This window comes from Streptomyces malaysiensis subsp. malaysiensis (genome assembly GCF_040653035.1).
Taxonomy (GTDB): Bacteria; Actinomycetota; Actinomycetes; order Streptomycetales; family Streptomycetaceae; genus Streptomyces; species Streptomyces malaysiensis.
Genome location: NZ_JBEZNG010000040.1, coordinates 21,732 through 36,170 on the forward strand (window position 1 = coordinate 21,732; position 14,439 = coordinate 36,170).

Sequence of the window (14,439 nt, forward strand, 5' to 3'; positions counted from 1 at the left end):
CATCTAGCGGAGGCTCCTTGACGCGTCGCGGGGGATGGGGGTCATCGGGCTCACGACTTTCGGAACTCGTCGGACTTTCCGAACTCGTCCGAGATGAGGTCGAAAATGTCCTCTGCCGTCGCCGTCTCGAGTTCGCTGTGGGCCGCGGAACGCTCCGTGTCCCGTTCCGTGTCGTTCCACTTGGCCAGCAGCAGCCGCAGCCGTCCGGTGATCCGGCGACGGGCCGCCTCGTCCACCGCCGAGCGCTCCGAGACCGAGTCCCAGCGGTCGAGCTCTGACAGCAGATGTCCCTCGGAGGTCGGCTCCCCCTCGACGAGCCGCTCGCGCAGATAGTCGGCCAGCTCCTTGGGTGTGGGGTGGTCGAAGACAAGGGTGGGCGGGAGGTCGACGCCGGTGGCGGCGGAGAGGCGGTGCCCGAATTCGACGGCCGTGAGGGAGTCGAACCCCAGCTCCTGGAACGGCTGGGCGGGTGGGATCGCATCGATGGTGGGGTGGCCGAGGATCGCGGCGGCGTGCGTCTGGATGTGATGCAGAAGAAGTTGGTGCCGCTGGGCGGGGGTGCCGGTGGCCAGCTGCCGTTGAAGCGAACCGTTCATGGCCGCGGTGGCGTCCGGGGCGGCATCGGGGCCGGGTGACGCGGCGGCGGCCAGGTCGGACAGCAGCGGGCTGGGCCGCTGTGCGGTGAAACCGGCCGGGAACCTCTCCCAGTCGATGTCCGCGATGGTGATCGTGGTGTCGCCGTGGTCCAGGGCGTGCTGGAGCGAGGCGATGGCGAGATCGGTGTCCAGGGGACGCATCCCGCGCCGGCGGTAGTAGTCGACGGCGGCCTCGTCGGACGCCATGCCCGCATCGCTCCACGGCGCCCAGGCGAGGCTGGTGGCGGCCAGGCCCCGGGCCCGGCGGTGTTCGGCGAGGGCGTCGAGATAGGCGTTGGCGGCGGCGTAGGACGGCTGTCGTCCGCCGCCCCACGCGGCGGCGCCGGACGAAAAGAGCACGAAGGCGCTGAGGTCCAGCTCCTCGGTGAGTTCATGGAGCAGGGCGGCCGCGAGTGCTTTGGGCCGCAGCACAGCGTCGATCCCCGGGAGATCCAGCTCGGCGAGCGGGGTGTTCTCCGGGAGACCGGCGGCGTGGACGACGGCGGTGAGGGGGTGTTCGGCGTGGATGGTGTCGAGAAGGCGCTGGAGCGCGGCTCGGTCGGAGACGTCGCAGGCGGCGATGGTGATGGCCGAGCCCAAGTCGGTGAGTTCTTGGGCGAGTTGGGATGCTCCGGGCGCGTCGGGTCCTGAGCGGCTGACAAGGTGGAGATGGGGTGCGCCCTGGCGGGCCAGCCAGCGGGCGACATGGGCGCCGAGACCCCCCGTGCCACCGGTGATCAGGGTCGTACCGTCGGGGCGCCACGCGCTGGGCGCGGTGTCCGGGCAGGCGGCCCGCTCCAGGCGCCGGGCCAGGACGGTGGAGCGGATCGCCACCTGGTCCTCCGGCTGACCGGGCACCAGCATGGCGGCGATACGGGCCGGGGTGCGGGCGTCGGCGACGGCCGGGAGGTCGATGAGGCCGCCCCAGAGCCGGGGGTGCTCCAGCGCGGCGACCCGGCCCATGCCCCAGATCTGGGCCTGGTGCGGGTGGGGCAGCGGATCGGCGGCGTTGGCGGCCACCGCGCCTTGGGTGACACACCACAGGGGCGCGATGAGCGGTGCCTCGCTTAGGGCCTGGACGAGGGCGGCGGTGGCGGCCAGCCCTGTGGGGACGGCCGGGTGGCCGGGGTGGGGCGTCTGGTCGAGCGCGAGCAGACTCAGAATGCCCTCGGGGGTGCTGCCATCGGGCAGCTGCGAAAGCAGCGGGGCGAGGGCGTCGCGCCGGGCGTCCACGCCATCGATGGACAGAACCTCGTGGGCCGCGCCATGGGCGTCGAGCGCCTCGACGGTGGCGTGGACGGCCGGATGTTCCTCCAGCCCGGTGGGCACGAGCAGCAGCCAGGTCCCGCTGAGGGTCGGCGCGGTGGCGGGGTCCCGCACCTGCTTCCATGCGACGCGGTAACGCCAGGAGTCGATGGTGGACCGTTCGCGGTGCCGGCGGCGCCAGGTCGACAGTACGGGGAGCGCGGGCAGCAGGGCATCAACGCCGGGGCTGTCCTTCTCCAGGTCGAGTGAGCTCGCGAGGGCGTCGACGTCCAGCTCCTCGATGGCGTCCCAGAGGCTGGCCTCGGCCGGGTTGTGGCCGTTGAGACGACTGTCGGCACGTGGCGCGGGCGGGGCGAGCCAGTAGTGCTGATGTTGGAAGGCGTAGGTGGGGAGGTCGATGGTGCGGGGGGTGGGGGTGGCGGGATACCAGCTGGTCCAGTCGATGGTGGTGCCGCTGGTGTGGAGTTGGGCGAGGGTGTGGGTGAGGGCGTGGGTGTCGGGTCGTTTGTGGGTGAGGGTGGAGGCGATCAGGGGTGTGGGCTGGTTGGTGGGGTTCTGCTCGGTGCTGGTGTGGTGGTGGAGGGTGTGGTGGGTTGCGGTGGTGAGGGTGGGGTCGGGGCCGAGTTCGAGGAAGGTGCTGGTGTGGGGTGCGGTGTGGGTGATGGCGGGGTGGAAGTGGACGGGTTGGCGGATGTGTTGGGCCCAGTAGTCGGGGGTGGTGATGTGTTCGTCTGCTGGTTGTCCGGTGAGGTTGCTGATGAGGGGGATGGTGGGTGGGTGGTAGGTCAGGTCGCTGATGGCTTCTTTGAAGGGTTCGAGGATGGGGTCCATGAGTGGGGAGTGGAAGGCGTGGCTGACGGTGAGGGTGCGGGTTTTACGGCCTTTGGCTGCCCAGGCGGCGCTGATGTCGGCGACGAGGTCGGTCGGGCCGGAGATGACGGTGTTGGTGGGGGTGTTGAGGGCGGCGATGCTCACCTGGCCGTCGTGTGCGGCCAGGTCGTCGGCGAGTTCGTCGGGGGTGGCGGCGATGGTGGCCATGCCGCCGCCTTGGGGTAGTTGGCCCATGAGGGTGGCGCGGGTGGCGACGAGGTGGCAGGCGTCGGGGAGGTCGAGGATTCCGGAGATGTGGGCGGCGGCGATTTCGCCGATGGAGTGTCCGATGACGGTGTCGGGTCGTACGCCGAGTGAGTCGAGCAGTCGTGCCAGGGCGATGTGCAGGGCGAACAGTCCGGCTTGGGCGTAGGTGGTGTGGTCCAGCAACGTGGCCTGTTCGGGTTCGCGGCTGAAGACCAACTCCCGGAGTGGGTGTTCCAGGTGGGGGTCGAGGAGGGCGCAGACTTTGTCGAAGGCTTCGGTGAAGATGGGGAAGCGGTCGTAGAGTTCGGCGCCCATGCCGGGGCGCTGGCTGCCCTGTCCGCTGAAGAGGAAGACCGTCTTGCCTGTGGTGTCGGTGGCCTCTCCGGGCTCCACCAGACTCGGATGTGGTTCGCCTGCGGCCAGTGCCTCCAGTCCCGCCGTCAGTCCTTCGCGGTTCTGGCCGATGACCACGGCTCGGTGGTCGAAGAGGGTCCTGGACCGCAGCAGGGACCAACCCACCTCTCCGGCGCTCGCCTCGGGGTCGCCGATGATGTGCCCGGCCAAGGCCCGCGCCTGGCCCCGTAGCGCCGCGTCGCTCTGTGCGGAGACCACCCATGGCACGACCCCCGCGACGTTCGATACGGGGGCGGGCCCGGTTGGCTCGGGGGCCTGCTCAAGGATGAGATGGGCGTTCGTACCCGAGATGCCGAAGGAGGAGACCCCCGCCCGGCGGGGCCGGTCGCCCTGGGGCCAGGGGACGGTTTCGGCGAGCAGGCGCAGGTCGCCCGCGTTCCAGTCGACATTCGGGGACGGTTCGTCGATGTGGAGTGATGCGGGCAGCACGCCGTGGCGCATGGCCATCACCATCTTGATGACTCCGGCCACTCCGGCGGCGGCCTGGGTGTGGCCGATGTTGGACTTGATGGAGCCGAGCCACAGCGGATGTCCCTCGGGCCGTTCCTGTCCGTACGTGGCGAGCAGCGCCTGTGCCTCGATCGGGTCGCCGAGCGTGGTTCCGGTGCCGTGTGCCTCGACGGCGTCCACGTCCGACGGCGACAGCCGCGCGTTGGCGAGCGCCTGCCGGATCACCCGTTGCTGCGAGGGTCCGTTCGGCGCGGTGAGGCCGTTGCTGGTGCCGTCCTGGTTGACGGCGGAGCCCCGGACGACGGCCAGCACACGGTGGCCGTTGCGGCGCGCGTCCGACAGCCGTTCCAGCAGTACGAGGCCGACGCCCTCGCCCCACACCATGCCGTCCGCCGCTGCCGCGAACGGTTTGCACCGCGCGTCGGGTGCAAGACCGCGCTGGCGGGAGAACTCGATGAACGCACCCGGCGTGGCCATCACGGTGACGCCACCCGCCAACGCCATCGTGCATTCGCCCTGGCGTAGGGCCTGGGCCGCCAGATGCATCGCCACCAGGGAGGATGAGCACGCAGTGTCCACCGTGACCGCCGGGCCTTCGAGGCCGAACGAGTAGGCCACCCGGCCGGACACCACACTGCCGATATTGCCCGTGGCGACATAGCCTTCGACGTCGCTCGCCGTATCGCCGGTGAGGGACAGATAGTCCTGCGAGGTCACCCCCGCGAACACTCCGGTGTTGCTGCCGGCGAGCGTGTCCCGGTCCAGGCCCGCGCTCTCGAAGGTCTCCCAGGCGGTCTCCAGGAGCAGCCGCTGCTGCGGGTCCATGGCGATCGCCTCGCGCGGGCTGATGCCGAAGAACGCGGGGTCGAACTCGGCCGCGTGGCGGAGGAAGCCGCCCTCGCGGACGTAGCTCGTCCCCGCGCGGTCGGGGTCGGGGTCGTAGAGCGCGTCCAGATCCCAGTTGCGGTCGGTGGGCATCCGCACGATGGCATCGCGGTGGGCGATGACCAGCTCCCAGAGATCCTGCGGGGAGTGTGCGTCGCCGGGGTAGCGGCAGGCCATGCCGACGATCGCGATCGGCTCGTCCTGGGCGGCCGTGGTGGGGCTGTGGGCGGCGACGGCCGTCTGCTGGCCCGTGAGTTCGGCGCGAAGGTAGGTGGCCAGGGCATTGGGCGTGGGATGGTCGAAGACGAGCGCGGGCGCGAGGTCGATTCCGGTGGCGGTGGCGAGCTGGTTGCGCAGCTCCACGGCGGTCAGGGAGTCGAACCCGAGCTCCTGGAACGGCTGGGCGGGCGGAATGGCGTCCGGCCCGGAATGCCCCAGGATCGAGGCCGCGAGGGACTGGACGCGTTCGAGCAGGAGCTGGTGCTGTTGCTCGGGGGTGCCGGCGGAGAGCCGCTGCCGGAGCGAGGTGCCGGTGGATGCGCCCGTGATGCGTTCGGTCGGGCTCTCGATGGCCGTGATCAGGTCGTCGAGCAGCGGGCTGGGGCGCTGGGCGGTGAACGCCGTTGGGAACTTCTCCCAGTCGATGTCGGCGACGGTGATCGTGGTGTCACGGTGGTCCAGGGCGTGCTGGAGCGATACGACGGCCAGTTCGGGGCTCAGCGGAGACAACCCACGTCGGCCGTAGAACGCGAGCGCGGTTTCGTCGGCGGCCATGCCCGCGTCGCCCCAGGGGCCCCAGGCGAGGCTGGTGGCGGGCAGGCCCAGAGCGCGGCGGTGTTCGGCGAGGGCGTCCAGGTAGGTGTTGGCGGCGGCGTAGGCCCCTTGGCGACTGCCGCCCCACGCCGCCGCGCCGGACGAGAAGAGCACGAAGGCGCTGAGGTCGAGCTCCTGGGTCAGTTCATGCAGATGGGCGGCGGCCAGGGCCTTGGGCCCGAGCACATGCTCCAGCCGCTCCGGATCCAGATCGGCGAGGAGCTCGGTGTCCGAGGTTCCGGCGGCGTGGATGACGGTGGTGAGGGGGTGTTCGGCGGGGATGGCGCTGAGAAGGCGCTGGAGTGCGGCACGGTCGGAGGCATCGCATGCGGTGATGGTGACAGCCGTGCCCAAGTCGGCGAGCTCTTGGGTGAGTTGGGCGGCCCCCGGTGCGTCCGGACCGGAACGGCTGATGAGGTGGAGATGGGGTGCGCCAAGGCGGGCGAGCCAGCGGGCGACATGGGCGCCGAGGCCACCGGTGCCGCCGGTGATGAGCGTGGTGCCCGTGGGCTGCCACGTCCTGGGGGCGGCGGTCGGGGCGGTGGCCTTACGGAGGCGCCGGGCGTAGCTGCCGATGGCGCGGATGGCGGTCTGGTCCTCCGGCCGACCGGGGGTGAGCAGGGCGGCCAGACGGTCGGCCGTGTGGTGGTCGATGACGGCCGGGAGGTCGATCAGGCCACCCCAGCGGCGAGGGTGTTCCAGAGCGGCGGCGCGGCCAAGTCCCCATGTCTGCGCCTGCCGCGGGCTGGGTAGCGGATCGCCGGGACCGGTGGCGACGGCGCCCTGGGTGAGGCACCACAGGGGTGCCGGGATCTCGGCGTCCCCGAGGGCCTGGAGGAGCACGGTGGTCGCGGCCAGCCCGGAGGGCACGGCGGCATATTCGGGGTGCGGCCCCTCGTCGAGTGCGAGCAGGCTCAGCACTCCGGCGGGTTCGCCCTGCATGGCCAGACGCGTGAGGTGGTCCGCCAGGGCGTCGCGATCGACGGTGTGGGTGTCGAGCACATGGCGGATCAGGGTGGCGCCATGGGTGGTCAGGGCATGCGCGACGGTTTCCACAGCAGGGTGGTCGGACTGACCGGCGGGGATGATCAGCAGCCAGGTGCCGGAGAGGTCCGGAGGGGTGGAGGGAGCGAAAAGGCGCTTCCAGGCGATCTGATACCGCCAGGAATTGATGACCGACTGCTCCCGGTGATGCCGCCGCCAAGCGGACAGCGTCGGGAGCACGGCACTCAGCATGGGCTGCTGGTCAGCCGGTGAGTCGATGGTCGCCGCCAGGGCTTCCAGATCCTCGCGCTCTACCGCCTCCCAGAACTTCCTGTCGACCAGAGCTGCCTCGGTGGGCGTCGGACTCGAGGAGGCGGCCGACGACAGCCAGTAGTACTGGTGTTGGAAGGCGTAGGTGGGGAGGTCGATGGTGCGGGGGGTGGGGGTGGCGGGATACCAGCTGGTCCAGTCGATTTCGACACCGGCGGTGTGGAGCCGGGCGAGGGCGTGGGTGAGGGCTTGCCCGTCGGGCTGTTTACGGGTAAGGGTGGATGTGATCAGGGGTGTGGGCTGGTTGGTGGGGTTCTGCTCGGTGTTGGTGTGGTGGTGGAGGGTGTGGTGGGTTGCGGTGGTGAGGGTGGGGTCGGGGCCGAGTTCGAGGAAGGTGCTGGTGTGGGGTGCGGTGTGGGTGATGGCGGGGTGGAAGTGGACGGGTTGGCGGATGTGTTGGGCCCAGTAGTCGGGGGTGGTGATGTGCTCATCTGCTGGTTGTCCGGTGAGGTTGCTGATGAGGGGGATGGTGGGTGGGTGGTAGGTCAGTCCGCTGATGGCTTCTTTGAAGGGTTCGAGGATGGGGTCCATCAGGGGGGAGTGGAAGGCGTGGCTGACGGTGAGGGTGCGGGTTTTACGGCCTTTGGCTGCCCAGGTGGTGCTGATGTCGGTGATGAGTTCGGTGGGTCCGGAGATGACGGTGTTGGTGGGGGTGTTGAGGGCGGCGATGCTTACCTGGCCGTCGTGGCTGGCGAGGTCGTCGGCGAGTTCCTCTGGGGTGGCGGCGATGGTAGCCATCCCCCCGCCCTCGGGTAGTTGGCCCATGAGGGTGGCGCGGGTGGCGACGAGGTGGCAGGCGTCGGGGAGGTCGAAGATTCCGGCGATGTGGGCGGCGGCGATTTCGCCGATGGAGTGTCCGATGACGGTGTCGGGTCGTACTCCCACGGAGTCGAGCAGTCGTGCCAGGGCGATGTGGAGGGCGAACAGTCCGGCCTGGGCGTAGGTGGTGTGGTCCAACAGCCCGGCATGCTCGGGGTCGGTGTCGAAGACCACCTGCCGGAGTGGGTGTTCCAGGTGTGGGTCGAGGAGGGCGCAGACTTCGTCGAAGGCTTCGGCGAAGATGGGGAAGCGGTCGTAGAGTTCGGCGCCCATGCCGGGGCGCTGGCTGCCCTGTCCGCTGAAGAGGAAGACGGTCTTGCCCGTGGTGTCGGTGGCCTCTCCGGGCTCCACCAGGCCCGGATGTGGTTCGCCTGCGGCCAGTGCCTCCAGTCCCGCCGTCAGTTCTTCGCGGTTCTGGCCGATGACCACGGCTCGGTGGTCGAAGAGGGTCCTGGACCGCAGCAGGGACCAGCCCACCTCTCCGGTGCTCACCCCGGGGTCGGCGTTCACCCGTGCCGCCAGTGCCCGCGCCTGGCCCCGTAACGCCTCCGCCCCGCGCGCGGACACCACCCACGGCACCGGCCCACCCACCGGCTCTACCGGCTCCGCCCGCTCCACCGGCTCTACCGGTTCGCCCGCGCCAGCGCCGACCACTGCCGGCGGTTCTTCGGGGGCCTGCTCCACGATGACATGTGCGTTGGTTCCGCTGATGCCGAACGAAGAGATCCCCGCCCGGCGTGGATGCTCGCCGCGTGGCCACTCCCGCGCCTCGGTGAGCAGTTGGATATCGCCCGCGCTCCAGTCCACATGGGGCGTCGGCTCATCGATATGCAGCGATGCGGGCAGCACTTCATGCCGCATCGCCATCACCATCTTGATGACCCCGGCCACTCCGGAGGCGGCCTGGGTGTGGCCGATGTTGGACTTGATGGAGCCGAGCCAGAGCGGACGTCCCTCGGGCCGTTCCCGCCCGTACGTGGCGAGCAGCGCCTGTGCCTCGATCGGGTCCCCGAGCGTGGTCCCGGTGCCGTGTCCCTCCACCACATCGACCTCTGTGGGCGACACCCGGGCGTTGGTGAGCGCCTGGCCGATCACTCGCTGCTGTGAGGGCCCGTTCGGGGCGGTGAGGCCGTTGCTCGTGCCGTCCTGGTTGACGGCGGAGCCCCGGATCACCGCCAGCACACGGTGGCCGTTGCGGCGCGCGTCCGACAGCCGTTCCAGCAGCAGGAGCCCGGCGCCCTCGCCCCAGCCGGTGCCGTCGGCGGCCGACGCGAACGGCTTGCAGCGACCGTCGGCCGCCAGTCCGCGCTGGCGGGAGAACTCCACGAAGGTGGTCGGCGTGGCCATCACGGTGACGCCACCCGCGAGCGCCATCGTGCATTCACCCTGGCGCAGGGCCTGGGCCGCCAGATGCATCGCCACCAGGGAGGATGAGCACGCAGTGTCCACCGTGACCGCCGGGCCTTCGAGGCCGAACGCATACGCCACCCGGCCCGACATGACACTCGGCGTACCGCCCGCGAGCAGGTATCCCTCGACCTCCCGCGCCGAGGAGCTTCCGGAGGCGCCATAGCCCTGATAGGTGCCGCCCGCGAAGACGCCGGTGTTGCTCCCGGCGAGTGTGTCCCGGTCCAGGCCCGCGCTCTCGAAGGTCTCCCAGGCGGTTTCCAGGAGCAGGCGCTGCTGGGGGTCCATGGCGAGCGCTTCGCGTGGGCTGATGCCGAAGAACGCCGCGTCGAATCCGGCGGCATCGTGGAGGAAGCCGCCCTCACGCGCATAGGTGGTGCCCAGGCGCTCCGGGTCGGGATCGAAGAGCGTGTCCAGATCCCAGTCACGGTCGGTGGGCATCTCCCCGATGGCGTCCCGACCTGCGGCGACCAGCTTCCACAGCTCCTCCGGTGAGCGCACACCGCCCGGGTAGCGGCAGGCCATGCCGACGATCGCGATCGGCTCGTCATCGGTGGCCACGGACGACGTATGGGTGGCGACGGTGGCCCTCTGCCCCGTCAGTTCGGCGCCCAGATACGTGGCGAGGGCGTTCGGCGTCGGATGGTCGAAGACCAGCGCCGGGGCGAGCGAGAGCCCGGTGCTGGCGGCGAGCTGATTGCGCAGCTCAACGGCGGTGAGGGAGTCGAAGCCCAGCTCCTGGAAGGGCTGCCCCGGGGGAATCGCGTCCAGCCCGGGGTGGCCGAGGATCGTCGCGGCCAGGGTCTGGATATGGCGCACCAGGATCTGGTGCCGCTGAGCGGTGGGCGCCGCGCCGAGCTGCTGCCGCAGCGGATTGTCGTCGGCGGTGGCCGCGGGCGTGGTGGGCTCCGCGCTCGTCGGCAGCAGACGGGTGAGGAACGGACTCGGGCGCTGCGTGGTGAACGTACGGCCGAACGTCTCCCAGTCGACATCCGCGATCGTGACGGCGGTGTCGTCGTGTGTCAGGGCCTGGTGCAGTGACGCGATGGCGAGGTCGGTAGGGAGGGGCGAGAGACCGCGCCGCTTGAGATGGGAGAGCGTGTGCTGGTCGGCCGCCATGCCTGCCTCGCCCCACGGGCCCCAGGCGAGGCTGGTGGCGGGCAGGCCCCGGGCCCGGCGGTGTTCGGCGAGCGCGTCCAGGTAGGTGTTCGCGGCGGCGTAGGCGGCCTGTTGCCCGCTGCCCCAGGTCGCGGCGTTGGACGAGAAGAGCACGAAGGCCGCGAGATCGAAGTCCTGGGTGAGGTCGTGCAGATGAGCGGCGGCCAGGGCCTTCGACCGCAGAACGGACTGCAACCGCCCGGGGTCCAGCTCGCCGATCTGACCGAGTTCCATCGTCCCGGCGGTGTGGAAGACGGTGGTGAGGGGGTGTTCGGCGGGGACGGTGTCGATGAGCCGCTGAAGTGCGGCGCGGTCGGAGGCATCGCAGGCGGTGATGGTGATGTCCGTCCCCAGAGCGGTGAGCTCCTCACCGAGCTCGGACGCGCCGGGCGCATCGGGTCCGGAACGGCTGATGAGGTGGAGACGGGGTGCGCCCCGGCGGGCCAGCCAGCGGGCGATCTGGGCGCCGAGACCCCCGGTGCCGCCGGTGATGAGCGTGGTGCCGGACGGCTCCCAAGGGGCGGGGGCGGTGTCGGCGGCGGGCACACGGGCGAGGCGGCGTGCGTACGTCCCGGTGGTGCGGATGGCGACCTGGTCCTCGGGCTGCCCGGGTACGAGAAGCGCCGCCAGCCGACCCGCGGTGTGGTGGGTCATGGTGGTGGGCAGATCGATGAGGCCGCCCCAGCGCTGCGGATACTCCAGCGCGGCCACCCGGCCGAACCCCCAGATCTGCGATTGCCCGGGGTGGGGGAGAAGGTCGCCGCGGCCGGTGGCGACGGCGCCCTGGGTGAGGCACCACAGGGGCGTGCCGATTTCGGCGTCATCGAGAGCCTGAAGGAGCGCGGTGGTGGCGCCGAGCCCGGCGGGCACCGCGGAGTGGCCGATGAGCGGTTCCGTGTCGAGGGCGAGCAGGCTGATGACTCCGGCGGGCTGGAACTCCTCGGTGAGCCGGGCGAGGCGTTCGTGGAGCGCGGCGCGATCGATGTCATGAGCGTTGACCCCATGCCGGAGCGCCGTGGCGCCATGCGCCCGCAGCGCCTGGACGGTCACCTGGACCGTCGCGTGTTCCTCCTGCCCGGCGGGGACGACCACCAGCCAGGTGCCCGTGAGGGCCGGTGTGGGCGGGTCGGGGAGCTGCTGCCAAGTGGCCCGGTAGCGCCAGGAGCCGATGGTCGAACGCTCGCGGTGCTGACGCCGCCAGGCGGACAGTACGGGGAGCGCGGGCAGCAGGGCGTCGACGCCGGGGCTGTCCTTCTCCAGCCGGAGCGTGCTGCTCAGGGCATCGACATCGAGTTCCTCGATGGCATGCCAGAGCCGCGCCTCGGCAGGGTCCCCGGCAGTCCCCTCGAAGCTCGTACGGGCGGCTGGCGGGGCCAGCCAGAAGCGCTGGTGCTGGAAGGCATACGTCGGCAACCCGACCACCCGGGGAACCGGGTCGGCCGGGAACCAGCTGGTCCAGTCGATTTCGACACCGGCGGTGTGGAGCCGGGCGAGGGCGTGGGTGAGGGCTTGCCGCTCGGGCTGTTTACGGGTGAGGGCGGATGTGATCAGGGGTGTGGGCTGGTTGGTGGGGTTCTGCGCGGTGCTGGTGTGGTGGTGGAGGGTGTGGTGGGTTGCGGTGGTGAGGGTGGGGTCGGGGCCGAGTTCGAGGAAGATGCCGGTTTCGGGCGCGATATGGGCGACGGCGGGGTGGAAGTGGACGGGGTGGCGGATGTGCTGGGTCCAGTAGTCGGGCGTCGTGATGTGCTCATCCGCTGGTTGTCCGGTGAGGTTGCTGATGAGGGGGATGGTGGGTGGGTGGTAGGTCAGCCCGCTGATGGCCTCTTTGAAGGGTTCGAGGATGGGGGCCATGAGCGGGGAGTGGAAGGCGTGGCTGACGGTGAGGGTGCGGGTTTTACGGCCTTTGGCTGCCCAGGTGGCGCTGATGTTGGTGATGAGTTCGGTGGGTCCGGAGATGACGGTGCTGGTGGGGGTATTGAGGGCGGCGATGCTTACCTGGCCCTCGTGTTGGGCCAGGTCGTCGGCGAGTTCGTCGGGGGTGGCGGCGATGGTGGCCATCCCCCCGCCTTCGCGGAGTCCGCCCATGAGGGTGGCGCGGGCGGCGACGAGGTGGCAGGCGTCGGGGAGGTCGAAGATTCCGGCGATGTGGGCGGCGGCGATCTCGCCGATGGAGTGTCCGATGACGGTGTCGGGTCGTACGCCGAGGGAGTCGAGTAGTCGCGCCAGGGCGATGTGCAGGGCGAACAGCCCGGCCTGGGCGTAGGTGGTGTGGTCCAGCAACGCGACCTGTTCGGGTTCGCGGCTGAAGACCAACTCCCGCAGCGGGTGCTCAAGATGCGGGTCGAGGAGGGCGCAGACTTCGTCGAAGGCTTCGGCGAAGATGGGGAAGCGGTCGTAGAGTTCGGCGCCCATGCCGGGGCGCTGGCTGCCCTGTCCGCTGAAGAGGAACACGGTCTTTCCGGCCACCTCGGCGGCCTTTCCAGCCTCCACCACACCCGGATGTGGTTCTCCGGCGGCCAGTGCCTCCAGCCCCGCCGTCAGTTCTTCGCGGTTCTGGCCGATGACCACGGCTCGGTGGTCGAAGAGGGTCCTGGACCGCAGCAGGGACCAGCCCACCTCTTCGGCGCTCACCCCGGGGTCGGCGTTCACCCGTGCCGCCAGTGCCCGCGCCTGGCCCCGTAACGCCTCTGCCCCGCGCGCGGACACCATCCACGGCACCGGCCCACCCACCGGCTCTACCGGCTCCGCCAGCTCCACCGGTTCTACCGACTCCGCCGCGACAGCGACGACCGCCGCCGGCGGTTCTTCGGGGGCCTGCTCCACGATGACATGTGCGTTGGTTCCGCTGATGCCGAACGAAGAGATCCCCGCCCGGCGTGGATGCTCGCCGCGAGGCCACTCCCGCGCCTCGGTGAGCAGATGGATATCGCCCGCGCTCCAGTCCACATGGGGCGTCGGTTCATCGATATGCAGCGATGCGGGCAGCACTTCATGCCGCATCGCCATCACCATCTTGATGACCCCGGCCGCGCCCGCGGCCATCTGCGCATGTCCGATGTTGGACTTGATGGACCCCAGCCACAGCGGACGCCCCTCGGGCCGCTCCTGCCCGTACGTGGCCAGCAGCGCCTGGGCCTCGATCGGATCGCCGAGCGTAGTCCCGGTGCCGTGTGCCTCGACGGCGTCCACGTCCGACGGCGACAGCCGGGCGTTGGCGAGCGCCTGCCGGATCACTCGCTGTTGCGAGGGCCCGTTCGGGGCCGTGAGGCCGTTGCTTGCGCCGTCCTGGTTGACCGCCGTGCCCCGGACCACGGCCAGCACCTGGTGGCCGTTGCGGCGCGCGTCCGCGAGCCGTTCCAGCAGCAGGACGCCCACGCCCTCGGCCAGGGTCATGCCGTCGCTGTTCGCCGAGAACGCCTTGGACCTGCCGTCCGGTGCGAGCCCTCGCAACTCGCTGAAGCCGATGAACGGCGCCGTCGAGGACATCACGGCGACGCCCCCGGCCAGCGCCATATCGCATTCGCCCTGCCGAATCGCCTGACAGGCCAGATGCATGGCCACCAGGGAGGAGGAGCACGCGGTGTCCACCGTCACCGCGGCCCCCTCCAGACCGAGGGTGTACGCCACGCGGCCGGACACCACACTGGCGGAGTTGCCGATGGTGAAGTAGCCGGCCGAGCCCTCGGGCACCTGGGAGGCGTCGGAGCAGTAGTCCAGGTGGTCGCAGCCGATGAAGGTGCCGGTCCGGCTGCCACGCAGCGACTCCGGGTCGACACCGGCGTGCTCGATGGCCTCCCAGGACGCCTCGAGGGCCAGCCGCTGCTGGGGCGCCATCCCGAGGGCCTCGCGGGGGCTGATGCCGAAGAACGCGGCGTCGAATCCCGCGGGGTCGTCGATGAAGCCGCCCTCGCGCGTATAGCTCGTCCCCGGGTGTTCCGGATCGGGATGGAAGAGGTTCTCCACATCCCAATTGCGGTCCGTGGGGAGTTCCGAGATGGCGTCCCGCTCCGCGGCGACCAGTTCCCACAGCTCTTCGGGGGACCGTACGCCTCCGGGAAAGCGGCAGGACATTCCCACGATCGCGACCGGCTCATACCCCGCGGACTCGACATCCTTGAGACGCCGCTGCGTCTGACGGAGATCCGCCGTGACCCGCTTCAGATAGTCGAGCAGCTTCTCTTCATTGCTCGCCATGGTCGGC

The 14,439-nt window shown here is 70.5% G+C and carries 1 protein-coding gene; it reads right to left on the reverse strand.

What is annotated here, in order from left to right:
- Window positions 1-50 precede the first annotated feature (50 nt).
- Window positions 51-14,432: a type I polyketide synthase gene (locus tag AB0E24_RS41885; RefSeq protein WP_359385001.1), complete on the reverse strand. Its 14,382-nt coding sequence runs from the start codon at window positions 14,430-14,432 to the stop codon at window positions 51-53.
- Window positions 14,433-14,439 lie beyond the last annotated feature (7 nt).